The organism is Pseudomonas sp. AIG (genome assembly GCF_977020205.1).
On the sequence record NZ_CDROCK010000068.1, the window covers coordinates 1 to 25,596 of the forward strand.

The window sequence follows — 25,596 nt, forward strand, 5'->3', positions numbered from 1 at the left end:
GCGGTTGACAGGGCGTCATCGCGAGCAGGCTCACTCCCACAGGGGAACGCATTCCAAATTGTAGGAGTGAGCCTGCTCGCGATAGCGACATCTGCCACACAGAGGATTCTGGATCGACCCTCACATCCCATGCTGCCTCAACAACTTGTCATAACTCCCATCCGCCTTCATCGCCGCAATCGCCTTGTCAAACCCCGCCACAATCTGCTCATGCTGCGGATTCTTCAGGCTGACCAATATATGCAGACTGTTCTCACTCAACGGCTGGGGCAAAAACTCCACCGAATTGCGCACCTTGGCTGATTCCCTGGCCAGGTAATACTTCGCCACAAATTCATCCTCCAGCGTCAACTTGACCCGATCCGCCGCGAGCATGCGCACGGCCATGGCGAAGTTATGCACAGGGACTTTCTGCAACGCCGTGTCGGCATCGAACGGCGCCGAATAGGCGTAGCCGCGCACCACCGCAATCGGATAGGTGTGCAGTTGCTGCAGATTGGAGTATTCGAGTGGCGTGTCTTTGCGCTTGAGAAAGCGGATGCGGTTGAGCAGGTATTCCCCGGAAAACTGGCCGAGCCTGGTTCGCTCGTCGTTGTACCAGGCGTTGACCAACACATCGTAGCGGCCCTCGCCGACGCCCAGCAGCGCCCGCGCCCAAGGCACCTGTTCGTAACCGCTGGCATAACCGGCCCGAGCCAGCGCGGTGCTGACAATGTCGGTGGCCAGGCCGCCGTTGACCAGCGTGTCGTCGGTAAAGGGTGGCCAGATATCAAACACCAGCCGCAGCTTCTCCGCTGCGGCAGTCTGGGCCAGCAAGAGCAATCCGATCAAAGCAAAGGCTCGATGCAAACGCGGCATGCTTGAAAATCCTTAGCGGGCACGTTGCCCAGCATGTTTTCAGTCAAAACCCCAAGGCCCCTTACCGGCAAAACCCAGGCCCTAACATTAGCTCATTGCAGCCAGTGCACAGGGCTCTCCAGCAGATTACACAAAGTCGCCGAGGCTGCGAGAAAGGAATGATGGCATTTTGACCTTTGTCACAGACTCTTACGCCATAAAGACATCTCTGCCACAGGCGCTTAGTATCGGGCGACACGTTCAAGGAATCGGCACATGACAATCGAGTGGGTCTGCAAACATCACAGTGATCTGGGCAAGGAACAGCTGTACGCGCTGTTGAAGTTGCGCTCGGAAGTGTTCGTCGTCGAGCAGAAATGCGCTTATCCGGACCTCGACGGTCAGGATCTGGAAGGTGATACCTATCACCTGATGGGTTGGGAAGATGATCAGTTGATGGCGTACCTGCGCCTGCTGGATCCGGAATCCCAGGGCGGCGACGTGGTGATCGGCCGCGTGATTACCGCACCGCAAGGGCGCGGCAAAGGGCTGGGGCACGAAATGATGGAGCAGGCGTTGAAACAGGCGGAGAAGCATTGGCCACAAGTGCCGATCTATCTGTCAGCGCAGGCGCATTTGCAGGGGTATTACGGTCGGTACGGGTTTGTTGTGGCGGGTGAAGAATATCTGGAGGATGACATTCCGCACATTGGGATGCGTCGTGCCTGAACAGCCCTCACCCTAGCCCTCTCCCGGAGGGAGAGGGGACTGACCTTATCGTCTTGCGTCAGACATCGACCTGAAAAACCGCGTCGATTATGGATTCACAGCAGCACTTTCAGGTCGGCGTAACTTACGAGCATCTCGCGGTCGGCCCCCTCTCCCTCGGGGAGAGGGCTGGGGTGAGGGGCTTTCAGGGATACTCAAGCACAGCCTTGATCTGCCGCAAATTACGCTCGATCCACCCGCGATCAATCGCCCCCCATTCGCGAATCCGATAGCGCCCCGCATGGTTGCGCGCGCCCTCTTCCTGCTCAAACTCACACACGATGTCCAGATCCGCCAACGCCGCAATCGTGTCCTGCGCCGTACACCGGGGCATGCCGGTCACTTCGGTCAGTGTCGGCACACTCGGCGCCAGACCGCTGTCGATCAGGTACGCCACATACAAGCGGCGGTAGAAACTGCTTTTGGTCTTGCTGACGTCCATCCCCACCTTCCTGGTTGCGTACTGTTAAGCCTGCATATCCCGCCAGGTCAGGTACACGCGCAGATCAAACTCGACCTGGTGATACCCCGGCAGCATGTGCTCGCACAATTTATAGAACGCCTTGTTGTGATCCGATTCCTTGAAGTGCGCCAGTTCATGCACCACGATCATTTTCAGAAAGTCCGGCGCGGCGTCCTTGAACAACGAGGCGATACGAATCTCTTTCTTGGCCTTGAGCTTGCCGCCCTGCACCCGTGACACCGTGGTGTGCAGACCGAGGGCGCGGTGGGTCAGGTCGAGGCGGTTGTCGAACAGCACCTTGTCGATGGCCGGCGCGTTGCGCAGGTATTCCTGCTTCAAGTCCAGCGCGTAGCTGTACAAGGCCTTGTCGCTCTGCACATCGTGGCGCCCCGAATAGCGTTGATTCAGGTATTCACCCAGACGCCCTTCGGCGATCAGTTGGCGCACCTGATCCTGCAATTGCGCGGGATAGGCCTGGAGGTACTTCAACACAGTCATGGACGAGCGACACGGTTCGAAAAAGGTGCGCCAGTGTAGCGAATTCAACCGGGCAGCGCGCTCCAGTCAAACGGTTCGGCGAAGCTCGCAGCGTCCTCGGCGATCAATGGCCGCGCCACGAGGAAGCCTTGCACGTACTCGCAGCCGTGGGCTTGCAGCCATTGGTATTGCTCAATGGTTTCGACACCTTCGGCGATCACCAGCAAGCCGTATTGTTTGCACAGACTGATGACCGTGCTGACCAGCGAGGCGTCGCGCCTGGAGTCAGGCAATCGCGCGATCAGATGACGATCAATTTTCAGCGTATCGAGTTCCAGATCGCGCAGATGCGCTAGCGAACAAGGTCCGGAACCGAAATCATCCAGCGCCACGCGCACGCCGAGGTTGCGCAGCAAACGCAACTGCTTGCGGGTCTCGTCGGGGTTTTGCATCAGCGCTTCTTCGGTGACCTCGACCTCCAGTTGCCGAGGTTGCAAGGCATGTCGCTCCATGACCTGGCGCAACTCGGTGACCAGATTCGGCAGGCTGAACTGGGTGTTGCTCAAACTCACGCCGAGCACCAGATCCTCGGCAAACAGGGTTTCCCAGGCTTTACGCTGACCGGCGCCGCGATGATAAATCCAGCTGCCGAGGCGACTGATCAACCGCGCTTCTTCCAGCAATGGCAGAAACAACCCCGGCGGCACATCGCCAACGCTCGGGTGTTGCCAGCGCAACAACGCTTCGAAGCCACGAATCTGGCCCGTGTCGATAGCCACTTGCGGTTGATAGACCAGATTGAAATCGCGATTCTCGATGGCGGCACGCACGCTCTCTTCGAGCATCAACCTCGAGCGCGCCCTACCGTTCATTTCATGATCATAAAAGCGATATTGCTGACGCCCGGCGCGTTTGGCTTCATACATGGCGATATCGGAGGCACGCAGCAATCCGTCAAGGTTTGAGCCGCAATCAGGATAAGTGGCGATACCGATGCTGGCGCCGAGGGCGATGTCCAACCCTTCGATCTGCTGACAGATCGACACTCGCTCGATGAGTTTTTCGGCAATCTTCGCCGCTTGCTCGGGGAACTCCAGATCCAGCAGCGCGGTGAATTCATCACCGCCCATGCGCGCGAGAATATCGAACGGCCGCAGGCAGGCCTTTAGTTGCTCGGAGACCCAGCGCAACACCCGATCGCCGGCATCGTGACCGAGGGAATCGTTGACCCGTTTAAAGCCGTCGAGATCCAGATACAGCAACACCCAACTGCTGTCGCTGCGCTCACCGCGCAGCAACAGGTTTTCAACAGTCTGGTAAAACCCGCGCCGGTTGAGCAACCCGGTCAGTGGATCGGTCACTGCTTGAAATTCGAGCTGCTGGTGCAAGTGCCGCACCACCGACATGTCCAGCACGGTCACCACCATCGCGTGTTGCTCGGCAGGCAACGCCGCACAGGACAGCGCGACCGGCACCTGCTGGCCGGGCGCAGTGCGTAGCAAGGCGTCGTGCAGCCTCAACGTCTCGCCACGCTTGTAGCTGGCATAAAACTCGGAATCAGCCCACAGCGGAATGTGCGGCTTCTGTAGAAAATCGAGAAACTCTTTACCTTCGAGCTCCTTCACCGGCGCATTCAGCAACCGCGAAATCGCCGGATTGGCAAAGCGGATCAAACCGTCCTCGCCCACCACCAGAATGCCTTCGGCGGCGTTGTCCAGCACCGAGGCATTGAAGGCACGCGCCACTTCCAGGTCATGACTCAGGCGCTGCAAGGCGCGGCGATTGCGCTGGTGTTCGAGCAACGCCTGCACCTTGGGCTTGAGGATCTGCGGGTCGAACGGTTTGAACAGGTAATCCACCGCGCCACTGGCATAGCCCTTGATCACGGCGTCCTGGGATTGTTCGTTGGCGGTCAGAAAGATGATCGGCGTCAGGCGCGTGCGCTGGCTACCACGCATCAATCGCGCCACTTCAAAGCCGTCCATGCCCGGCATCTGCACGTCCAGCAGCACCAGATCGACGTCGTGCGAGAGCAGAATATTGAGCGCTTCGAAGCCGGAGGCTGCGGTGAGGACGTGCCAATCCTGACGCTGCAGCAACGCGCGCATGCTGATCAGATTTTCAGGGTAATCATCAACGATCAAAAGGACAGAGCTGCCTTCACCTGGCGGGGGTTGCGCGCATTCCATGCTGCTTCTCTTGTCGGGACTTTCGGTCGGTTTCCGGTAAAAACCGCACACATACTGAGGCTTCACTCTAGTACTGGATCCAAGAAAGCAGAAGCTGTCATCAGGCCATCATTTAACCAAAGCGTGAATTTGCCGACTAACGGTCACCGCTGAAGCCCCCGGAAACCGGCAGAGATGGCATTTCGACAGGATATTGACGTCAATCATCTGCCAAACGGGCATTAACAAAAAATCCCTCTACGCTTATAAAGGCCGCCCCAAAACGTGCGGGCTAGAGCTTCTGGCACGTGCGTGCAGTGAAACTTGAGTGGAAGAACCGACATGATCGATCTCGCAACCTGGAACCTCAGCGTTCCCGTTGGCAGCCCGCCATACACCGTCGAAACCTCCAAACTGGTGAACGGCTTCAAAGATCAATACTTCCATTCCGACACCGGCACCTTGTTCTTCTGGTCACCGGTTACCGGGTCAAAAACCGAAAACGCCATTTATCCGCGCACTGAACTGCGCGAGACCTACAGCAACGGCACTTTGCGCAACTGGTACTACCCGGATGCCGACAACCTGCTGCGAGCGACCCTTACGGTTAACAAAGTGCCGAGTTCAGGCAAGATCGTCATCGGCCAGATTCACGCTTATGAAAGCCAGAAGCCGATGGTCAAACTTGAATATCAGTACAAGGCAAAAACCGAGACCGGCAACCTGGTGATCAAGGTGCGCATGCACCCGGACGAGGATGAGAGCCGGGTTATCACCCTGGCGACCGGGATCAAACTGGATCGCGAATTCAACTACCTTATCCACCTCAGCCCCGGCGGCGCGTTGGGTGTGAGTGCGGCGGGGTATCAGTGGGACTCACAGATCAGCGCGACTTGGCGCAACAAGCCGTTGTATTTCAAGGCTGGGGTTTATGTGCAGGACAACACCGGGTATACGAGCGAAGGTGGGCAGGTGACGTTCAGTAAGCTGGATATTGATCATGACAAGTAGTGGTCACACGAAAAACAATAGCTTTTTTTGAAACAATTAAACAAGTGCAGGTGGCGAAACAGCTTACATCTTCGCCACCTCATTTATTATCTACTCACGATAAAACTATATACAATAAGAGCCACACCGATTGCCCTGAGCAAAATAACTAGCTCTTTTCCCCTTTGAAGGTAAAGTTCCCTTTAACAATCTCTACTTCTCGGTCAGTCGTAAAAAGAAAGCTCCCCTCTGGATATTCGCCGTTTTTTTCCAAAAACAACTTTCCATGACGGTATTCCACCTGTCCTTGCCCCGGGAAATCCGTGCCAGCGAAAATTTTGTCTTTATTAAAAACAATGTTGTGCACACCTACAGGCATCATTCGATCAAATCCCAACCTCACATAGTATTGACTGTAAGCTTCTTGCCCCTGTGCTTTAAAATAAAAATAGTCATCATCAACTTGTCTGTAAGGTCGGCTTTCATAGCTAATAGGGCCGCTTCCAATGTCCAGCGTAACGTCTACCCGTCCAAAATCATTCATTTTTGGAATTTTATCAAGATCTACCGCTTTTATACTGTCCATACCTTATCACTCCAAAATCAATTGAAGCGCCACAGTAAGAAAATAACCTTCCCTTTCCAACTGTAATTTCTGACAGGTTTTTATAACTTTTAGAAATCAAAAAAATCTCAATAACACGTAACAGGCAGAAACTACCAAAAAATCCATACGAACCAAATATTTATTCCAATTCAATCTAAACAACTGTCAATCTTGACAGTAGGCGACTGAAAACCACGCGGATAACGTTGACTGACACACAATTATCCAGGAAGCCCCACCTATGTCTGGCCCACTTGGAAGTTTCTGCAACGACGACAACAGCTTTTGCATAGACATTACCCATGCAAACGCAAACAACGGTCAGTTGTGGGGCACGCTGAAAGATAACGCTCAGAGCTACCCGATTGCCGGGTCTTATTACCACCGAGACAGTACCTACACCGACGTTTGGTTCATCACCGACATCGCCGATGCAAAAGACAGCTGGCAAGGAGAAATGGACTGTTTGAGAGGTTACCCGACACTCAGCGCCATCCGCGCTCATGCCACGGGAGGCGGGCGCCATGCCCTGACCGGTTATCACTTGAAAGAGAAGCCTCTTCCCCAGTCAATTCAATGCGCTGATTCAAGTGCGGAGGCACCGCTTTACGGTGGATTATTCGTTCAGTTGAAGCGCTGGATGCTCGGTTGACCTGCTTTAAATCCAGCCTTTTAAACAGCGGTGTTTAGATCTGTCAGCAGTTACTTCCGGATGCCTACAACAGCTTGCGCCGTTGCCTACCACTACGCCAGAATCCGCCGGCTTGTGCGCCTGGCGGGCCATCGGTAACTTGATTCGCGTCACTGATTTCCAGTGATCGGGTTTAGTAGCCCGTGGTTACGCGATGCGCATTGGCACCATCATTCGGGCATAACCCGCGCTTGATGGTAGCTGTACGCAGGGCGCCTTCGGGTGCGCCGGTCGCGTCTCCCCGGTCTACTAACCTGCGTTCAGCTGCCACCCTCTTCGTTTAGTAGCGATCCGGTGTCGGCTCCATTTACCGGAGACGAAACATGATCAAATCAACGCCACACCCGCCAGAAACAGATCCCGCATCGCCCTACGAATCCCTTGATTCCAAAAAACTCAACGACGCCGCCGAACGCGCCCTCGACCATTACCTCAAACCGTCCGCCTTCATCATGGCCAGCACGCATAAACCCGAACCCATGTACCTCGCCAACCCGAAGTACAACACCGAATCCTTGCTGGCCAACGCCAGCGAAACCCTGGGTTCAGCCAGCGAAATGCTCAACAACTTCGCCGCCGTGCTCGACACCTCACACCGCAAGACTGCACTGGGCATTGCGCAAGTCGTCATGCTTGGAGAACTGGCGGTGAATCAGGCACTGGATCATGTCGAACTGAAGGAATAACCGCCCACAAAAAACCCGCCTCGCGGCGGGCTCCTGAATAGCAATAAGCGCAAAAGCGTAGCTAACCGTTGCTATCTCCCAATACAGGCTTACGCTTCAATCCCGACCCAACCGAGTCATTCAAGGCAACTGCACGCCCGGCATCCCATTCGCGTTGCATCCCCACAAACAATTCAGCATTCACTCGCGACCGATGAGCAGTCAGTGCCTGACTCATTGCCTCAGCTATCCGCTCAATGATCAATGCCGGCCTATCCACCGCGCAGTGTTTGCGACCGAACTCGATCAGTTGCTGGCGATCCGGGTAATCTTTGGTTTTATTCATTTTGATTGCCAGGGTACGGTCAACCAGTGACCGCCCGGACTTCGGGTTGTAGTTTTCATAGACCGTGGTGGTCGTAACATCGTAAATCGGGGCTAACTGCACGGTTTCCGGAGCCGCGGGCTGCGTGTATATCACGCCGAAGTTCTTCAAATGTGCATCGCCATTGCGCACCATCACCGAAAGGCAGACTGACGAAAAGTATCGCTCCAGCTCCCGTATCGGATCGGCATGGCGACATACCTGGCGGATGACAGCCGCGAGGGTTTCATAGCTCTGCGAATACTTGTAATTGTCGTGAGGATCTTTGTTCAGACCCAACAGTACCGCCATGTCTTCGAAGCCGAGCCGGCCGGACGCCGTCAGGTCAAACCGCTCCATGACAAACAGCTCACCGCTCTCGGAAAGCCAGAACGGTGGCGTTTCCAATCCTGCCAGCCTCGCCGCCTCCAGACACAGAAACTCATTCTGGGCCAAGTGTTCATATTCCTCGGCTCCTGATTTGACGATAAGATCGGAGCTGAGCATGGTTTTTCGGTTACCGGTCAGCTTGTCCAGGTCAGGCACCAGCACCTTGGGTTGCACACCGGAAATACCCGATTCGAAGTAGGTTTCAACCAGAAAGTTGAAAACACCCTGAGAGGCGTCGGCAGACAGAATGTCTTGTAAACCGACTTGGGCACGCACGGCGCTAGGTGGCTCAGTCGGATTTTCATAGGTGAGGCGACCAATCTGATTGCCGCCAATGACCGAAAGCAGGCGCACTTCATCGACCTGCATATGCTTGGCCATCCGACGTTTGATCTGATCGGCCAGAAAACCTTCCGGCACATTCATATCGAAGATCGGGTGCAACACATTGCTCACCGCGGGTGTCGGGTCATAAGGCATGACCAATGAGACTTCCCTGAATGCTTCTGCCGTCTGGTAGGCAAACGAGAACTGCGAACCTTTGGATAGCTCGCCCGCGCAGCCTTGCGGCGTCATGACGTTGAGCCGCTTGACCTTATTCATCATGCTCTACCAGATCGGCAAGCGACTTGAGATCGATTCGGTTGTCGACAATTTCGAGCGCCATGCCCAACGCGGCAATCACCCGGAACACGGTATAAAAAGCGACGTTTTCACCGGCCTCAAGATCGATAATGGTCTTGCGACTGCATTTGGCCTTGTGCGCCAACATTAGCTGGCTGTAGCCCTTGGCTTTCCGCAGCTGACGAATGCGTTCGGCGAAAATCGAAGGATTATTCAGGATCAAAATGTCACCTATATGGGACTTTAAACTGATAAAAATCATTAAAGTTCACTATAGGTGACATTTCAAGTGCGGATTTCCAAGTATCGCTACCAAAAATTTCACCCACAAAAAACCCGCCTCACCGGCGGGTTTCTTATCGAAGCAGTTTAACGCTCAGGCTTAGTTAACCTTAGCGTTCAACTCACCTTTCAGATAACGCTGATACATCGCTTCCAGCGAGATCGGTTTGATCTTCGAAGCATTGCCCGCAGTACCGAACGCTTCATAACGAGCGATACACACATCACGCATCGCAGTTACGGTCGCGCCGAAGAATTTACGTGGGTCGAATTCGCTCGGGTTGGTGGCCATCAGGCGACGCATGGCGCCGGTGGATGCCAGACGCAGGTCGGTGTCGATGTTGACCTTGCGCACGCCGTACTTGATGCCTTCGACGATTTCTTCAACCGGTACGCCGTAGGTTTCTTTGATGTCGCCGCCGTACTGGTTGATGATCGCCAGCCACTCTTGTGGCACCGACGAGGAACCGTGCATCACCAAGTGGGTGTTCGGGATGCGTTTGTGGATTTCCTTGATACGGTCGATCGCCAGCACGTCGCCAGTAGGTGGCTTGGTGAACTTGTAGGCGCCGTGGCTGGTGCCGATGGCGATGGCCAGGGCATCGACCTGGGTGCGTTTGACGAAGTCAGCGGCTTCTTCCGGGTCGGTCAGCATTTGGCTGTGATCCAGAACGCCTTCGGCGCCGATACCGTCTTCTTCACCGGCCATGCCGGTTTCCAGCGAACCCAGGCAGCCCAGCTCGCCTTCTACCGAAACGCCGCAGGCGTGAGCCATGGCCACGGTTTGTTGGGTAACGCGGACGTTGTAGTCGTAGTCGGTCGGGGTCTTACCGTCTTCGCCCAGCGAGCCGTCCATCATTACCGAGCTGAAGCCCAGTTGGATCGAACGCTGGCAGACGTCAGGGCTGGTGCCGTGGTCCTGGTGCATGCACACCGGGATGTGCGGGAACTCTTCGATCGCGGCCAGGATCAGGTGACGCAGGAATGGCGCACCGGCGTATTTGCGAGCGCCGGCCGAAGCCTGAACGATCACCGGGGAGTCAGTCTTGTCAGCGGCTTCCATGATGGCGCGCATCTGCTCAAGGTTGTTGACGTTGAAAGCTGGAACGCCGTAGCCGAATTCGGCTGCGTGGTCCAACATCTGGCGCATGCTGATAAGTGCCATTGTGTGTGTCTCTCCCGGTTGAGGGTCGTTAATCGTGCCAGCCTGCCGGAGCGGCGGCGGCTATTCAAGTGATTGCAGATCGGGGGTTGAGGCCCGGTCTGGTGATTCGATAAAGCCAATTCTTCAGAACTGCGCAGAACCCTTGTAGGAGTGAGCCTGCTCGCGATAGCGGCCTGACAGTCGCTGCAGTACTGACTGCAGAATTGCTATCGCGAGCAGGCTCACTCCTACATTGGGCCTGCGGTGTTGCAATTATTCAGCTTTGCAGCCGCGGCCGATCAGGTCATTGGTGGCGACCCAGTACACCAGGCCTTCCTCACCCTTGACGTGAAACGCCAGCATGCCGTCGCTGTACAGCGTGCCCGAGGCGCCCGGCTCTTCTTTCAGGCGATAGACCTGATCACCGCCACCCAGTCGAACGTCGACTTCCTTCTGGCCGGCATCGGCGTAGCGCCACAGCACTTTGGCCTGGCTGTCGCAGGTCCAGGTCGTCCAGTTGTCCGCCGGGGCAGACGACTGAAACAGGTTCAACTGCGCGCAACCGCCCAACAATGCCAACGCCGCAATGGCGATCAAGCCTTTCATCCGTGTTCCTCGACTGACGGCGCACGCCGTCAGTCCTGAGTTAAAGAGTCAGACCCGTCAAGGACAACCATGTTCCTTGGCCGGGGTTTGCGTCTCGTATTTGTCCAGGCCGTCCGGCCCGGATCGCTTGTTCAGCACCGGGTTGGTTTCGGCCTGCCAGTCGGACTGATAACAGCCCTTCTGCGACTCGCTCGGCGCCGGCGTGGCTTCGGCCTTCGGGTTACTCCCGCAGGCCGCCAGCGTACCGGTCAGCAACAACAGTGCTAACGACTTGACCATGTAAACACTCCTTTGCCTGGCCAAACGGGCGGCCTCAGGCCTTGGCCCGGCTTTCCAGGACTTCAACGGCTGGCAGCACTTTGCCCTCGACGAATTCGAGGAACGCGCCACCACCGGTGGAAATGTAGGAGATTTGCTCAGCGACGCCATATTTATCAATGGCGGCCAGGGTGTCGCCACCGCCAGCAATGGAGAACGCCGAGCTTTCAGCGATGGCCTGAGCCAGCACTTTGGTGCCGTTGCCGAACTGGTCGAACTCGAACACGCCGACCGGGCCGTTCCACAGAATGGTTTTCGACGATTTCAGCAGTTCGGCGAAGTTGGCTGCAGTTTGCGGGCCGATGTCCAGAATCATGTCGTCCGCCGCGACGTCAGCGATCAGCTTGACGGTGGCTTCAGCGGTTTCAGCGAATTCTTTGGCAACCACCACGTCAACCGGCAGCGGCACGCTGACTTTCGCAGCGATGGCACGCGCGGTGTCGAGCAGGTCCGGTTCGTACAGCGACTTGCCAACCGGGTGACCGGCGGCCGCGAGGAAGGTGTTGGCGATGCCGCCGCCGACGATCAATTGGTTGCAGATCTGACTCAGGCTGTTCAGCACGTCCAGTTTGGTCGACACCTTAGAGCCGGCAACGATGGCTGCCATTGGCTGAGCCGGTGCGCCCAGCGCTTTGCCCAGTGCATCCAGTTCAGCGGCCAGCAGTGGACCAGCGGCCGCGACTTTGGCGAACTTGGCCACGCCGTGGGTCGAACCTTCGGCGCGGTGGGCGGTGCCAAAGGCGTCCATCACGAACACGTCGCACAGCGCGGCGTATTGCTGGGCCAGTTCGTCAGCGTTCTTTTTCTCGCCTTTGTTGAAGCGCACGTTTTCGAACAGCACGATGTCGCCGGCCTTGACGTCAACGCCGCCCAGGTAATCAGCCACCAGCGGCACTTCGCGGCCCAAGGCCTTGCTCAGGTAGTCGGCGACAGGCTTGAGGCTGTTCTCGGCGGAGAATTCGCCTTCGGTCGGACGGCCAAGGTGCGAGCAGACCATCACCGCCGCGCCTTTTTCCAGGGCCAGCTTGATGGTCGGCAGCGAAGCCAGGATACGCGCATCGCTGGTGACAACACCGTCCTTGACTGGGACGTTGAGGTCTTCGCGGATCAATACGCGCTTACCTTGCAGATCGAGGTCGGACATCTTCAACACGGTCATGGGTCGCACTTCCTACGGTTTTTTTGAAGTTGCTGTTTGCAGATAGTGTTCTGCAACGTCCAGCATTCGGTTGGCAAAACCCCATTCGTTGTCGAACCAGGCCAGGATGTTCACCAGCTTGGGGCCGGAAACACGGGTCTGACTGGCATCGACGATGGCCGAATGTGGGTCATGGTTGAAATCACAACTGGCGTGCGGCAGCTCGGTATAGGCGAGCAGACCTTTGAGCGGGCCATTGGTGGCGGCTTCGCGCAGGATCCGGTTGACCTCATTGGCGTCGGTCGCCGTGGCGGTCTGCATCGTGATGTCGAGGCAGGACACGTTGACCGTCGGCACGCGTACGGCTTTGGCCTGAATTCGCCCGGCAAGTTCCGGCAGCAGACGCTCGATACCGCGCGCCAGACCAGTGGACACCGGGATCACCGACTGGAACGCCGAACGGGTGCGGCGCAGGTCTTCGTGGTGATAAGCGTCGATCACCGGTTGATCGTTCATCGCCGAGTGAATGGTGGTGATCGACACGTAATCGAGGCCGATCGCCTTGTCGAGCAGGCGCAACAGCGGCACGCCGCAGTTGGTGGTGCAGGAGGCGTTGGACACCAGCAGTTCGTCGCCGGTCAGGCAATCCTGATTGACGCCGTAAACGATGGTGGCGTCGACATCCGCCTCGCTGGCCATCGGCTGCGAGAACAACACGCGTGGCGCGCCGGCGTCGAGAAAGCGCTGGCCGTCTTCACGGGTGTTATAGGCACCGGAACACTCAAGCACCAGATCGACGCCCAGCGACGCCCAATCGATGCCTTCGGGGGTGGCACTGCGCAGGACCTTCACGCAGTCGCCATTAATATAGAGACAATCGCCTTCTACTCGCACTTCGCCCGGAAAGCGGCCGTGGGTGGAGTCGAAGCGTGTCAGGTATTCGATGCTGGCCATGTCCGCCAGATCGTTGATCGCGACAATTTCAAACCCGGCTTTCTCGCCTCGCTCAAACAACGCACGCAAGACGCAACGACCAATCCGGCCGTAGCCGTTGAGTGCAACTTTGTAAGGACGCGGTTGAGGCATGGGGTTCTCGATAGTATTCGCTAACAACACAACCCCATGTAGGAGCTGCCGAAGGCTGCGATCTTTTGATCCTGTTTTTTAAGATCAAGATCAAAAGATCGCAGCCTTCGGCAGCTCCTACAGGGGAACGCGGCAGCCGGGGCCACCGCATTCATGCTGCTTAGTCTTCCAGCAGTTCTTCAGCCTGACCCAGGATGTTTTCCAGGGTGAAGCCGAACTCTTCGAACAGTGCCGAAGCCGGAGCCGATTCGCCGTAAGTGGTCATGCCGATCACGCGACCTTCCAGACCCACGTACTTGAACCAGAAGTCGGCGTGAGCCGCTTCGATGGCAATACGCGCGCTCACCTGCAACGGCAGCACGGCTTGCTTGTAGCCAGCGTCCTGAGCATCGAACACGCTGGTGCAAGGCATGGAAACCACACGCACCTTGCGACCTTGCTCGGTCAGTTTGTCGTAAGCCTGAACCGCCAGCCCCACTTCCGAACCGGTCGAAATCAGGATCAGCTCAGGCTCGCCTGCGCAGTCCTTGAGCACGTAACCACCACGGCTAATGTCGGCAATCTGGCCAGCATCGCGTTCCTGGTGTTGCAGGTTCTGACGCGAGAAGATCAGCGCCGAAGGGCCGTCCTTACGCTCCAGAGCGTTTTTCCAGGCCACGGCCGATTCAACGGCATCGGCTGGACGCCAGGTGTCGAGGTTCGGTGTGGTACGCAGGCTGGTCAGCTGCTCGATCGGCTGGTGCGTCGGGCCGTCTTCGCCCAGACCGATGGAGTCGTGGGTGTAGACGTGGATCACTTGCTTCTTCATCAGCGCCGACATGCGCACGGCGTTGCGGGCGTATTCCATGAACATCAGGAAGGTCGCGCCGTAAGGCACCAGGCCGCCGTGCAGGGTCACGCCGTTCATGATTGCGGTCATGCCGAATTCGCGCACGCCGTAGTACATGTAGTTGCCGCTGGCATCTTCAGCGCTGACGCCTTTGCAACCTTTCCACAGGGTCAGGTTGGAACCGGCGAGGTCAGCGGAGCCGCCGAGCAGTTCCGGCAGCAACGGGCCGAACGCGTTCAGGGTGTTCTGGCTGGCTTTACGGCTGGCGATGGTTTCGCCTTTGGCCGCGACTTCAGCGATGTAAGCCGAAGCTTTTTCCGAGAAGTCGGCCGGCAGTTCGCCGCTCAGGCGACGCACCAGTTCGTTGGCTTCGGTCGGGAACGCGGCGGAGTAGGCAGCGAAACGCTGATCCCACTCGGCTTCAGCGGCGCGACCTTTTTCCTTGGCGTCCCACTCGGCATAGATGTCAGCCGGGATTTCGAACGGGCCGTGGTTCCAGTTCAGCGCCTTACGGGTCAGAGCGATTTCCGCGTCACCCAGTGGGGCGCCGTGGCAGTCTTCTTTGCCCTGCTTGTTCGGCGAGCCGAAACCGATGGTGGTCTTGCAGCAGATCAGCGTTGGCAGCGGGCTCTTGCGCGCGGTCTCGATGGCGGTCTTGATCTCTTCCGGATCGTGACCGTCAACGTTGCGGATCACTTGCCAGTTGTAGGCTTCGAAACGCTTCGGCGTGTCATCGGTGAACCAGCCTTCGACTTCGCCGTCGATGGAGATACCGTTGTCATCGTAGAAAGCGATCAGCTTGCCCAGACCCAAAGTACCAGCCAGGGAAGCGACTTCGTGGGAAATGCCTTCCATCATGCAGCCATCACCCAGGAACACGTAGGTGTGGTGGTCGACGATGTTGTGGTTCGGACGGTTGAACTGCGCCGCCAGGACTTTTTCAGCCAGGGCGAAACCGACGGCGTTGGCCAGACCCTGACCCAGTGGGCCGGTGGTGGTTTCAACGCCCGGGGTGTAACCGAATTCAGGGTGACCTGGGGTGCGGCTGTGCAGTTGACGGAACTGCTTGAGGTCTTCGATCGACAGGTCGTAACCGGTCAGGTGCAGCAGCGAGTAGATCAACATCGAGCCATGGCCGTTGGACAGCACGAAGCGGTCACGGTCGGCGAACGATGGATTGCTCGGGTTGTGCTTGAGGTAGTCGCGCCAAAGCACTTCGGCAATATCTGCCATACCCATTGGGGCACCGGGATGGCCGCTGTTGGCTTTTTGCACGGCATCCATGCTGAGGGCACGAATGGCGTTGGCACGCTCACGACGGCTAGGCATCGCTGATCTCCTGGGTTCTGGTAAGTCGAAACGGAAAAAAGGAGGGCATTTTCCCTCACCGGAGCGCCTCGGGGCAATGACAGATAGTCATCCACGGACGTTTTTCCCATGGTTAGCGGCGGTTTCTGTTGGTGAAACCTTTCCGCTGCTCGTTTGTAGAGTTAACCGTTTCGGGAGAAGTGCCATTTATCGAGCAATATCAAAACTTTTTGATATTGCCCTTGCGATGAATTCCCCCCGTCTCTAGACTGCGGCCCTATGAATTTACGCGTGCCTTCCATTCGCCATGACGATTGCGACGAGCTGGCGGCCCTGTGCAAGGCCGGCGGCGATCCGTTGCGGCTGAATGTCTTGCGCGCGCTGGCCAACGATTCATTTGGTGTATTGGAGCTGGCGCAAATTTTTGGCATGGGTCAGTCGGGCATGAGTCATCACCTCAAGGTACTGGCACAAGCCGACCTGGTGGCGACCCGCCGCGAAGGCAACGCGATTTTCTATCGCCGCGCCCTGCCCCACACCGAACTGCTCGGCGGCAAACTGCACGCGGCATTGTTAGAAGAAGTCGACAATCTGGATCTGCCTGACGACGTGCAAGCGCGCATCGAGCAGGTTCACGGCCAACGTGCCGCCGCCAGTCAGGACTTTTTCGCCCGGGTGGCGGAGAAATTCCGTGCTCAGCAAGACTTGATCGCAGGCCTGCCGCAGTACCGTGACAGCGTGCTGGCCCTGCTCGACAAACTGAACTTCGATGATGCTGCCACGGCCATTGAAGTCGGCCCCGGCGATGGTGCATTTCTGCCGGAACTGGCGCGTCGCTTCGGCAGCGTCACCGCGCTGGACAACAGCCCGGCGATGCTCGAACTGGCGCGTCAGGTTTGCGAACGTGAACAGCTGGCTAACGTCAGCCTGCAATTGGCCGATGCATTGAATGGCACCAGCCTTCAGGCCGATTGCGTGGTGTTGAACATGGTGTTGCACCATTTCGCCGCGCCGGCCGATGCGCTCAAGCACATGGCCGGCCTGCTGCAACCGGGCGGTAGTCTGCTCGTGACAGAGTTATGTAGCCACAACCAGAGTTGGGCCAGGGAGGCCTGCGGTGATCTGTGGTTGGGGTTTGAACAGGACGATTTGGCCCGTTGGGCCACCGCTGCGGGACTCGTTCCCGGGGAAAGCCTCTATGTGGGCTTACGTAATGGTTTCCAGATCCAGGTCCGCCATTTTCAGCGACCGACTGGCGACACTCACCATCGGTAAATTCAGGAAAACATCGAGATGAGCGAATACTCCCTCTTCACCTCCGAGTCCGTGTCCGAAGGGCATCCGGACAAAATCGCCGACCAGATTTCCGATGCGGTGCTGGACGCCATCATTACCCAGGACAAACACGCACGCGTTGCCGTGGAAACTCTGGTCAAGACTGGCGTGGCTATCGTTGCCGGTGAAGTCACCACCAGCGCCTGGGTCGATCTGGAAGAGATCGTGCGTAACGTGATTCTCGACATCGGCTATAACAGCTCCGACGTCGGCTTCGACGGCGCGACCTGTGGCGTGATGAACATCATCGGCAAGCAATCCCCGGACATCAACCAGGGTGTTGACCGTGCCAAGCCTGAAGATCAGGGCGCCGGCGACCAGGGCCTGATGTTCGGCTACGCCAGCAACGAAACCGACGTTTTGATGCCAGCCCCGATCACCTTCTCGCACCAGTTGGTACAGCGCCAGGCCGAAGCCCGTAAATCGGGCCTGCTGCCTTGGCTGCGTCCGGACGCCAAGTCGCAAGTGACTTGCCGTTACGAAGGCGGCAAGGTTGTCGGTATCGACGCCGTGGTTCTGTCGACCCAGCACAACCCTGAAGTGTCGTACAAAGACCTGCGCGAAGGCGTGATGGAGCTGATCGTCAAGCACGTGCTGCCTGCCGAACTGCTGAGCAAAGACACCCAGTTCCACATCAACCCGACCGGCCAGTTCATCATTGGTGGCCCGGTAGGTGACTGCGGTCTGACCGGTCGCAAGATCATCGTCGACAGCTACGGCGGCATGGCCCGTCACGGCGGCGGCGCGTTCTCCGGTAAAGACCCATCGAAGGTTGACCGTTCGGCTGCCTACGCTGGCCGTTACGTTGCCAAGAACATCGTCGCTGCCGGCCTGGCCGAGCGTTGCGAGATTCAGGTTTCCTATGCGATCGGCGTGGCTCAGCCAACTTCGATCTCGCTGAACACCTTCGGCACCGGCAAGATCAGCGATGACAAGATCGTCAAACTGGTACGTGACGTGTTCGACCTGCGTCCATACGCGATCACCACCATGCTCGATCTGCTGCACCCGATGTACCAGGAAACTGCAGCCTACGGCCACTTCGGTCGCACGCCAGAGACCAAGACCGTTGGCGAAGACACCTTCACCACGTTCACCTGGGAAAAAACCGACCGCGCCGACGCCCTGCGTTCCGCTGCGGGTCTGTAAGAACTTCCCGGCTGCACAAAAAGCCCCGCACGGCTCACGCCCTGCGGGGCTTTTTCATGCCTCGAAAAGATCAAAAGATCGCAGCCTTCGGCAGCTCCTACAAGTGAAACGCTCGCCTCCTGTAGGAGCTGCCGAAGGCTGCGATCTTTTGATCTTCATAACTGAAACACGATGCAAAACACCCACCCGTTGCTGCTCTGAATCCTGACTAATCTTCAAGCATTCCCCTGAGCAAGGACGCTCAACATGCTTGCCACGCTGCGCCTTTTTTCAATTCTTCTGCTGAGCTTCACCCACCTGATCGCTTACGCCGCTTGCCCTGACTGGCCTGTCCCCACCGCGCAAAACGAAATCACCGCCCTGCAAAAACAGATAGACCAATGGGACGACGCCTACCACCGCGAAGGCCGCTCACTGATTGCCGATGAACTCTACGACCAATCCCTTGCGCAACTGAACGAGTGGCGAGCGTGTTTCAAAGTGCCCTCGCCACCCGATCCTTTGCGCACAGTTTCAGGCTCAAACGCGCACCCCATCGCCCATACCGGCCTGGATAAACTGCATAAAACCGAGGCCGTGGAAACGTGGCTACGCGATCGCCAGGATGTCTGGATACAACCCAAAGTGGACGGCGTTGCAGTGACGCTGATTTATCGCGCCGGCGTTTTGCAACAGGTCATCAGTCGCGGTGACGGGGTTCGTGGGCAAGACTGGACGCCATCAGCGCAGAAGATCGGCGCCATTCCTCAACGCCTGACACAACCGCTGGATATGCTGGTGCAGGGCGAACTCTATTGGCGCTTGAACGAGCACGTGCAAGCTCGATCCGGCAGCGTTAACGCTCGCTCCACCGTCGCGGGACTGATGGGACGCAAAACCCTGGATGCCGAGCAAGCCGCCGGTATCGGACTGTTCGTCTGGGACTGGCCACAAGGCCCAGCGCAATTGCCCGAGCGAGTCGCCACGTTGGCGACGCTGGGTTTCGCCACGATTGAACCGTACAGTCATCCTGTCGCCGACGTTACTGCCGCACAGAAATGGCGCGATCACTGGTATCGCTCACCCCTGCCCTTTGCCACTGACGGCGTGGTACTGCGCCAGAGCCAACGACCACCCGCCGAGCGCTGGCAGGCTCGCGCTCCGTATTGGGCAGTTGCGTGGAAGTATCCTTTTGCTCAAGCGCTGGCCGAAGTGCGCAAGGTCAACTTCAAGATCGGGCGCACCGGGCGTATCACGCCAGTACTCGAGCTCAAACCCGTCATGCTCGATGACCGGGAAATCAAACGGGTCAGCGCCAGCTCCTTCAAACGCTGGCAAGACCTGGATATCCGTCCCGGCGACCAAGTGGCAATCAGCCTCGCCGGCCTGACCATTCCACGGCTCGACAGCGTGGTGCTGCGCGCCGCCGAACGCACAGACCTCAACATCCCCAACGCCGACGACTTCCACGCATTGAGTTGCTGGCAACCCTCGCCCGGCTGCGAAAGCCAGTTTCTCGCACGCCTGACCTGGCTCAGTGGCAAAAACGGCCTGGCGATGCAACATGTCGGTCGCGGCACCTGGGAGAAACTTCTCGAAACACGCCGTGTGAACAACCTGCTGGATTGGTTGACCCTCGACGCGCCAGAGCTTGCTAACATTGCCGGCTTCGGCGAGCGCAGCAGCGAACGCCTGATGAACAGCTTTCACAGCGCCCGCCAACGGCCCTTCGCCAAGTGGCTCAAAGCCTTGGGCTTGCCGCCAACGGGTCAGGCAACACTCACTGATTCCTGGCAGGCGCTGGCACAACGCAACACCGAACAATGGCAGGCAGAAACCGGTATCGGCCCGGGACGCGCAGCGCAATTGAGCGCATTCTTTCGCGACCCGCAGGTACTGGCCTTGAGCGAAACCTTACATGCCGCCGGAATCGACGGTTTCTGACTACGCAATCCCGGCGCGCCGGGAACCCATCGGTAGCCCAAGCGCTCCAACAGCGCAGTGCCTGACCGACCCGATTGCCTTTGCACATGGAGCTTTTATGAAATTTCTTGCACCGCTCGCCATGCTCACCCTCTGCGGCATGATGGCCGCGCCCGTCATGGCCGACGAAGACGCCCCGGGCCTGACCGGTTGCGCTGCGAAAAAGCAGGGCATCATGAACCAGATCGAACAGGCCAAAACGCGCGGCAATGCCGATCAGCAGGCCGGCCTGCAAACGGCTCTGGATGAAGTGACAAAAAACTGCACCGACGCGGGCCTGAAGAAAGAACGCGAGAACAAAGTGCTCGAAGCCAAGCACGAAGTGAGCAAGCGTCAGGCTGATCTCGACAAAGCCATGAAAAAAGGCGATCCGGAGAAGATCAACAAGCGCAAAGACAAGCTGGCTGAGTCGCGCAAAGAACTGCAAGACGCGCTGGACGAGATCGATAAGTAAAAATCAAAAGATCGCAGCCTGCTGCAGCCCCTACCCTGATCAATGCAGGAGCTACTGCAGGCTGCGATCTTTTAACTATCAATGATCGCGAAACTGTTTATGGCAAGCACTGCAGGCATCTTCAACTTTCTGCACCGCCGGCCCGAGATTGCTGGCCTTGTACGGCTGAACCTGACTGGCAATCACCAATTCACCGGTGGCCGCTTCAAGGTTGCGGGCCATTTCCTGAAAACGGGCCTGCTGCTTCCAGACATCGTCCTTGGCGCTGGTGTGATCTTCTTCACGCACCTGCGGAAAATGCTTCCACGGTTCATGGGACAACGCATCGAGTTTCACCGCGCCTTCAGCGAACTTCGGCCCGTCGAACGGAATGCGTCCACGCAACATGCCGCCCAGGTCTTCGCCGGTCTTGAGCATCTGTTTGAAGATCGCCTTGCGCTGGCCCAGCGGAGAATTCGGATCGACACCGCCACAGGCGGACAAGGTCAGACAGGCCAGCAATACAACAGAAATGCTTTTAAGAGTCATGGTGGCTTCAGGTCACGGAATTCGGCGGCCAGTATCCTCGCGTCACCGCCAAACACCAATAGCCCTATTAAAAATACGGGTTGTTCGAGCGCATGGAGCACGCGGGCAACCGACACAGGAATCACTCCATGAACAGCCGCCTCAAGGCCTGGCATCACCCGTTGATCACCACCCTGCCACTGTTGGCGATTCTCGCCGGCTGCACCGGTGGTGACACCGCCAAGCCAAAAACCCACGCATTGGCCACTTACTCCAGCGCCACCTGGGAAGCACTGCCGGCAGTCTCCGACAGTGATCTGGTCGCTGGTTTCGGTTCGTGGCGCAGCGCCTGCACCCGACTCAAGGCTGATGCGGCCTGGGGCGCTACCTGCGCAGCGGCGGCCAATGTGCCGCAGAGCGCCGCAGAGATTCGTGCATTCCTCAAACAGAATCTCGATGTCTATGGCCTGCGCGCTGAAAACGACAACCCCAACGGTTTGATCACCGGCTACTACGAACCGGTCTACCCCGGCAGCCTGACACCCACCGACGCGGCCAATGTGCCGGTGTATGGCGTACCGGAAGACATGATCATCGTCTCGCTGGACAGTATTTATCCTGAACTCAAAGGCAAGCGCCTGCGCGGTCGCCTTGAGGGCCGGGTACTCAAACCCTACGACGATGCCGCGACCATCGAAGCCAAAGGTGTGAAAGCGCCTGTGGTGGCTTATCTGACCGACCCGATGAACCTGCAATTCCTGCAGATCCAGGGTTCCGGGCGCATTCAGACCGAGGACGGCAAACAGCTGCGCATTGCCTACGCCGATCAAAACGGCCATCCGTACCGACCGATCGGTCGCTGGCTGGTCGAGCAAGGTGAATTGAAGAAAGAAGACGTGACCATGAACGCGATCAGCAATTGGGCCAAGGCCAATCCGTCGCGCATCCCGGAACTGCTGGGCAGCAACCCGAGCTATGTGTTCTTCACCCGCAATCCCGACAGTAACGAAGGCCCGCGCGGTTCGCTGAACGTACCGTTGACTGCCGGGTACAGCGCGGCGGTGGATCGCAAGGTGATTCCGCTGGGCAGTCTGTTGTGGCTGTCGACCACGCGTCCGGATGGCACTGCACTGGTGCGCCCGGTGGCGGCGCAGGATACCGGCGGCGCGATTGCCGGCGAAGTTCGCGCGGATCTGTTCTGGGGCACCGGTGATGCGGCCGGGCAACTGGCCGGGGACATGAAGCAGCAGGGGCAGATCTGGATGCTTTGGCCTAAAGGTGCAGCGCTGCCGCAAGTGCCGCAGGTGGCTGATACAGTGAAGAAGTAACCCTTAGGATCTTTGTCGTCTGAACAATGGCTTTCGCGAGCAGGCTCGCTCCCACAGTTGGAATGCATATCCATGTGGGAGTGAGCCTGCTCGCGATGAGGCCATCAGCAACACCGATAATCAAACAGACACAAAGAAGAACGAAGCAATCAACCCCATCCCGACAAACCAAACCAGCGAGCGCAGGATCGCCCAATCCGCCAGGTAGCAAATGATGTACAGCAGGCGACTGGTGATAAACATCACCGCCAGCACATTCACCGTCACCAACTGCGCCGTTCCCACCAGATGTGCAACGAGCACCGCTGCGGCAAATGCCGGTGTCACTTCAAAGCTGTTCAATTGCGCCGCATGCGCCCGTCGGGCCAGACCGTTGAGGCTTTCGAGAAAGTCGCGCGGATCGTGGTTGTCACTCAGCCGGTAGCCGCCCACGGCCTTGGCCACACCCGTGCAGAGATACGGCAGAAAAATTGCGATCAACACACACCACAGAGCCACCGTCATAACGCCGTCCTATTTTCGAGTTATAGAATTCGCGAGCGGTCAGAACTTCATCACCAGCATGCCGATCAGCACCAGCCCACAGGCTAAGAGCCGTGGACGGCCAAAAGGTTCTTTCAAGTAGCGCATGCCGAACAGCACCACCAGAATCACGCTGATCTCACGCAATGCCGCCGCCTCGGCAATCGAGCCCAACTGCATCGCCCACAGCACCAGAGCGTAGCTGGCCAGTACGCAGAAGCCCACCGCCAACCCCAGCTTCCATTGCTCACGCCAGAACAACATGAACGCCGGACGCTTGGCGACCCACGCCAGCAGTGGAAACGGCCAGGCGCTGAGTAGCGTGACCCAGACCAGGTAATCGAGCGGATGCGACCAGCGCCGCAACGCCTGGCCATCGATGTAGGTGTAGCAGCCGATGCATAAGCCGATCAGCGCCACCACCGGCAGCATCGACCAGGGTAGATGCTTGCCACCACCGCCCTGCCAGAGCAGGCAAGCCATGCCAAACGGAATCAGCATGATGCCGAAAATCTGCTGCGTGGTGAGCATTTCACCGGCGAAAATCAGCGTCAGCGCCAGCACTACCAGCGGCGACAAACCGCGCATCAGTGGATAAACCAGGCCCAGATCACCGACCCGATACGCCTGAATCAGCAGGTAGCGATACAGCAGCTCAAATGCGGCCGACGCCAGAATCCATGGCCAGATGTCCATGGGCGGCAAGTTCACGAATGGCAGCGCGATGGCGACGACCAGCAGTGCCACGGTGTCCATGCACGCCACCACCAGCAGCCGCTCGGCGCTGAACTTGATTAACGTATTCCACGTCGCATGCAACAGCGCCGCCATCAATACCAACCCCGTCGCCAGCACGTCTTACCCCTTATTTTTATGAGTCCCCATGTAGGAGCTGCCGCAGGCTGCGATCTTTTGATTTTTAACAGCAAGATCAAAAGATCGCAGCCTGCGGCAGCTCCTACAGTGAATCGTCGAATAGTCAGATTATTGATTCGCGATGTGTCAGCAGCTGTTTATACTGCAAGCGACCACGCCGCACTCAGTTGCGCACAGAAAAAAACCAATAATTCCTGCCTGCACCGCCCTCCTTCGAGAGCGGTCGTCGGCCTGCGTATGCCTGATCACAGCGTCAAGACTACCGACAGAGACCTTGCGCATGCCACTCGCCTTGCTTGCCCTCGCTGTTGCCGCGTTCGGCATCGGCACCACCGAATTCGTCATCATGGGTTTGTTGCCCGACGTTGCTCGCGACCTTGCCGTGAGCATTCCTCATGCCGGTCTGTTGATAACCGGCTATGCCCTAGGCGTGGTGTTCGGCGCACCGATCCTGGCGATCGGCACCGCGAACATGCCGCGTAAAGCGACACTGCTGGGCATGACGCTGATGTTCATTCTCGGCAACATTCTTTGCGCCCTCGCCCCCAACTACGCAACGCTGATGGCCGCGCGCGTGGTCACCGCACTGTGCCATGGCGCGTTTTTCGGCATCGGTTCGGTGGTCGCCGCCGGGCTAGTGGCGCCGAACAAACGCGCCCAGGCGATTGCGATGATGTTCACCGGCCTGACCTTGGCCAACGTCCTCGGCGTGCCGCTGGGCACGGCGCTCGGGCAATACGCCGGTTGGCGTTCAACGTTCTGGGCGGTGTCGGTGATCGGCGTGATTGCGGCTCTCGCTCAATGGTTGTGGCTGCCAAAACACATCCCGATGGACAAGGCCAACCTCGCCAGCGAATTCAAGGTACTGGGCAAGGTCAACGTGTTGCTGGCGCTGGGCATGAGTGTCCTGGCGTCGACCAGCCTGTTCAGCGTGTTCACCTATATCGCGCCGATCCTGCAGGACATCACCGGTGTCAGCCCACACGGTGTGACGGTGATGCTGCTGTTGTTCGGCGTCGGTTTGACCGGCGGCAGCATGCTCGGCGGACGTCTGGCCGATAGCCGTTTGTTGCCGTCGCTGGTCGGTGTGGCCTTGGCCGTGGTGGTGATTCTGGCGGCGTTCAGCCAGACCAGTCGCTCGGTGGGGCCGGCGGCGATCACCCTGGTGCTGTGGGGGATTTTTGCTTTTGCACTGTGCCCGATTCTGCAATTGCTGATCATCGATCAGGCGCATGAAGCGCCGAACCTGGGCTCGACCTTGAATCAGAGTGCTTTCAACCTCGGTAATGCGGCGGGGGCGTGGATCGGCGGGCTGGTGGTGGCCAGTGGCGCGGATCTGGCGGACTTGCCATGGACCGGTGCGCTGGTCGGTGTATTGACGGTGCTGACAGCGCTGTTTTTCATCTATCTGCAACGTCGCGGCGCGGCTGCGGTCAATGTGTCCGGCTGATCGGGTTTAGCCTGCAAGAGCCCTCACCCTAGCCCTCTCCCAGAGGGAGAGGGGACTGACCGTGTTGAATATTCGAGTTACATCGACCTGAAATTTCGAGCCGAACTCAGGCCCTGAAAGACTTGAAGATCTGCTCCCTTTCCCCCTCTCCCTAAGGGAGAGGGCTGGGGTGAGGGGGCTCTTGATCTCATCACACCATCAACTGTGTCCCGATCCTGACTCAGCCCATCCAATCCCTGCACCAAAGATTCGGTGCGC

General features: G+C 58.0%; 26 protein-coding genes. 10 read left to right on the forward strand and 16 right to left on the reverse strand.

Annotated elements, in window-relative coordinates; translation table 11 throughout:
• Positions 1-120: 120 nt before the first annotated feature.
• Positions 121-858 (reverse strand): substrate-binding periplasmic protein, encoded by a 738-nt coding sequence (locus ACWR1S_RS27835; RefSeq protein ID WP_454565744.1) that lies wholly within the window; start codon positions 856-858, stop codon positions 121-123.
• A 255-nt stretch (positions 859-1,113) separates the two neighbouring features.
• On the opposite strand from ACWR1S_RS27835, the gene ACWR1S_RS27840 reads away from it, so the two are divergent.
• Positions 1,114-1,566 (forward strand): GNAT family N-acetyltransferase, encoded by a 453-nt coding sequence (locus tag ACWR1S_RS27840; RefSeq protein ID WP_454565745.1) that lies wholly within the window; start codon positions 1,114-1,116, stop codon positions 1,564-1,566.
• Between the two features lie 184 nt (positions 1,567-1,750).
• Here the strand turns inward: ACWR1S_RS27840 and ACWR1S_RS27845 are convergent, their stop codons facing one another.
• From ACWR1S_RS27845 to ACWR1S_RS27855, 3 genes are read right to left on the reverse strand one after another with little or no spacing between them, the layout of a single operon-like run.
• Positions 1,751-2,047 (reverse strand): winged helix-turn-helix domain-containing protein, encoded by a 297-nt coding sequence (locus tag ACWR1S_RS27845; RefSeq protein WP_454565746.1) that lies wholly within the window; start codon positions 2,045-2,047, stop codon positions 1,751-1,753.
• Between the two features lie 24 nt (positions 2,048-2,071).
• The gene (locus ACWR1S_RS27850) at positions 2,072-2,566 is read right to left on the reverse strand and encodes a M48 metallopeptidase family protein (RefSeq protein ID WP_034153713.1); all 495 of its coding nucleotides are present in this window, start codon (positions 2,564-2,566) and stop codon (positions 2,072-2,074) included.
• A 44-nt stretch (positions 2,567-2,610) separates the two neighbouring features.
• On the reverse strand, positions 2,611-4,734 hold the full coding sequence (locus tag ACWR1S_RS27855; RefSeq protein ID WP_454565747.1) for a putative bifunctional diguanylate cyclase/phosphodiesterase: 2,124 nt from the start codon (positions 4,732-4,734) through the stop codon (positions 2,611-2,613).
• A gap of 321 nt (positions 4,735-5,055) precedes the next feature.
• On the opposite strand from ACWR1S_RS27855, the gene ACWR1S_RS27860 reads away from it, so the two are divergent.
• A complete protein-coding gene (locus ACWR1S_RS27860) occupies positions 5,056-5,724 on the forward strand; it encodes a polysaccharide lyase family 7 protein (protein WP_108225105.1) in 669 nt (222 codons plus the stop codon).
• A gap of 148 nt (positions 5,725-5,872) precedes the next feature.
• Here ACWR1S_RS27860 and ACWR1S_RS27865 read toward each other — a convergent pair whose 3' ends face one another.
• On the reverse strand, positions 5,873-6,289 hold the full coding sequence (locus ACWR1S_RS27865) for a hypothetical protein (protein ID WP_454565748.1): 417 nt from the start codon (positions 6,287-6,289) through the stop codon (positions 5,873-5,875).
• A 262-nt stretch (positions 6,290-6,551) separates the two neighbouring features.
• Here ACWR1S_RS27865 and ACWR1S_RS27870 point away from each other — a divergent pair, with 262 nt between their 5' ends.
• Both ACWR1S_RS27870 and ACWR1S_RS27875 read left to right on the forward strand, forming a co-directional pair.
• On the forward strand, positions 6,552-6,962 hold the full coding sequence (locus ACWR1S_RS27870; protein ID WP_454565749.1) for a hypothetical protein: 411 nt from the start codon (positions 6,552-6,554) through the stop codon (positions 6,960-6,962).
• Positions 6,963-7,324: 362 nt separating this feature from the next.
• Entirely contained in the window at positions 7,325-7,687 is a 363-nt protein-coding gene (locus tag ACWR1S_RS27875; RefSeq protein ID WP_454565750.1) for a DUF6124 family protein, read from the forward strand.
• Positions 7,688-7,748: 61 nt separating this feature from the next.
• Here ACWR1S_RS27875 and ACWR1S_RS27880 read toward each other — a convergent pair whose 3' ends face one another.
• The 8 genes from ACWR1S_RS27880 to tkt form a co-directional block, all read right to left on the reverse strand.
• Complete coding sequence (locus tag ACWR1S_RS27880) at positions 7,749-9,023, reverse strand: type II toxin-antitoxin system HipA family toxin (RefSeq protein WP_454565751.1); 1,275 nt, start codon at positions 9,021-9,023, stop codon at positions 7,749-7,751.
• Positions 9,016-9,306, reverse strand: a complete 291-nt coding sequence (locus tag ACWR1S_RS27885; protein ID WP_454565752.1) for a helix-turn-helix transcriptional regulator — start codon at positions 9,304-9,306, stop codon at positions 9,016-9,018. The genes ACWR1S_RS27880 and ACWR1S_RS27885 overlap by 8 nt, the downstream gene beginning before the upstream one ends.
• A gap of 120 nt (positions 9,307-9,426) precedes the next feature.
• The gene (gene fba / locus ACWR1S_RS27890) at positions 9,427-10,491 is read right to left on the reverse strand and encodes a class II fructose-bisphosphate aldolase (RefSeq protein WP_007913760.1); all 1,065 of its coding nucleotides are present in this window, start codon (positions 10,489-10,491) and stop codon (positions 9,427-9,429) included.
• A 252-nt stretch (positions 10,492-10,743) separates the two neighbouring features.
• Entirely contained in the window at positions 10,744-11,076 is a 333-nt protein-coding gene (locus ACWR1S_RS27895) for an MliC family protein (RefSeq protein ID WP_008081029.1), read from the reverse strand.
• Between the two features lie 57 nt (positions 11,077-11,133).
• Positions 11,134-11,355 carry a hypothetical protein gene (locus ACWR1S_RS27900; RefSeq protein WP_454565753.1) on the reverse strand — a complete coding sequence of 74 codons (222 nt, stop codon included), beginning with the start codon at positions 11,353-11,355 and terminating at the stop codon, positions 11,134-11,136.
• A gap of 34 nt (positions 11,356-11,389) precedes the next feature.
• Positions 11,390-12,553, reverse strand: a complete 1,164-nt coding sequence (locus ACWR1S_RS27905; RefSeq protein ID WP_008081033.1) for a phosphoglycerate kinase — start codon at positions 12,551-12,553, stop codon at positions 11,390-11,392.
• Positions 12,554-12,565: 12 nt separating this feature from the next.
• Positions 12,566-13,618 (reverse strand): erythrose-4-phosphate dehydrogenase, encoded by a 1,053-nt coding sequence (gene epd, locus ACWR1S_RS27910; protein ID WP_454565754.1) that lies wholly within the window; start codon positions 13,616-13,618, stop codon positions 12,566-12,568.
• Between the two features lie 160 nt (positions 13,619-13,778).
• Entirely contained in the window at positions 13,779-15,776 is a 1,998-nt protein-coding gene (tkt, locus tag ACWR1S_RS27915) for a transketolase (protein WP_108225102.1), read from the reverse strand.
• A gap of 258 nt (positions 15,777-16,034) precedes the next feature.
• Here tkt and ACWR1S_RS27920 point away from each other — a divergent pair, with 258 nt between their 5' ends.
• The 4 genes from ACWR1S_RS27920 to ACWR1S_RS27935 all read left to right on the forward strand — a co-directional run bounded on the left by ACWR1S_RS27920 (position 16,035) and on the right by ACWR1S_RS27935 (position 20,655).
• Positions 16,035-17,030 carry an ArsR/SmtB family transcription factor gene (locus ACWR1S_RS27920; RefSeq protein ID WP_454565755.1) on the forward strand — a complete coding sequence of 332 codons (996 nt, stop codon included), beginning with the start codon at positions 16,035-16,037 and terminating at the stop codon, positions 17,028-17,030.
• A gap of 18 nt (positions 17,031-17,048) precedes the next feature.
• Positions 17,049-18,239 carry a methionine adenosyltransferase gene (gene metK, locus ACWR1S_RS27925; protein ID WP_454565756.1) on the forward strand — a complete coding sequence of 397 codons (1,191 nt, stop codon included), beginning with the start codon at positions 17,049-17,051 and terminating at the stop codon, positions 18,237-18,239.
• 246 nt (positions 18,240-18,485) lie between these two features.
• On the forward strand, positions 18,486-20,162 hold the full coding sequence (gene ligB / locus ACWR1S_RS27930; RefSeq protein WP_454565757.1) for an NAD-dependent DNA ligase LigB: 1,677 nt from the start codon (positions 18,486-18,488) through the stop codon (positions 20,160-20,162).
• 97 nt (positions 20,163-20,259) lie between these two features.
• Positions 20,260-20,655, forward strand: a complete 396-nt coding sequence (locus ACWR1S_RS27935) for a DUF1090 domain-containing protein (protein ID WP_454565768.1) — start codon at positions 20,260-20,262, stop codon at positions 20,653-20,655.
• A gap of 78 nt (positions 20,656-20,733) precedes the next feature.
• On the opposite strand, the gene ACWR1S_RS27940 is transcribed toward ACWR1S_RS27935, so the two are convergent.
• Positions 20,734-21,183, reverse strand: a complete 450-nt coding sequence (locus ACWR1S_RS27940) for a c-type cytochrome (RefSeq protein ID WP_093429862.1) — start codon at positions 21,181-21,183, stop codon at positions 20,734-20,736.
• A gap of 128 nt (positions 21,184-21,311) precedes the next feature.
• Here ACWR1S_RS27940 and mltA point away from each other — a divergent pair, with 128 nt between their 5' ends.
• The gene (mltA, locus tag ACWR1S_RS27945; protein ID WP_454565758.1) at positions 21,312-22,490 is read left to right on the forward strand and encodes a murein transglycosylase A; all 1,179 of its coding nucleotides are present in this window, start codon (positions 21,312-21,314) and stop codon (positions 22,488-22,490) included.
• Between the two features lie 120 nt (positions 22,491-22,610).
• Here the strand turns inward: mltA and ACWR1S_RS27950 are convergent, their stop codons facing one another.
• The gene (locus ACWR1S_RS27950; RefSeq protein ID WP_454565759.1) at positions 22,611-22,994 is read right to left on the reverse strand and encodes an MAPEG family protein; all 384 of its coding nucleotides are present in this window, start codon (positions 22,992-22,994) and stop codon (positions 22,611-22,613) included.
• A 39-nt stretch (positions 22,995-23,033) separates the two neighbouring features.
• Positions 23,034-23,867 carry an EamA family transporter gene (locus ACWR1S_RS27955; RefSeq protein ID WP_454565760.1) on the reverse strand — a complete coding sequence of 278 codons (834 nt, stop codon included), beginning with the start codon at positions 23,865-23,867 and terminating at the stop codon, positions 23,034-23,036.
• A 301-nt stretch (positions 23,868-24,168) separates the two neighbouring features.
• On the opposite strand from ACWR1S_RS27955, the gene ACWR1S_RS27960 reads away from it, so the two are divergent.
• Complete coding sequence (locus ACWR1S_RS27960) at positions 24,169-25,338, forward strand: MFS transporter (protein WP_454565761.1); 1,170 nt, start codon at positions 24,169-24,171, stop codon at positions 25,336-25,338.
• Positions 25,339-25,596 lie beyond the last annotated feature (258 nt).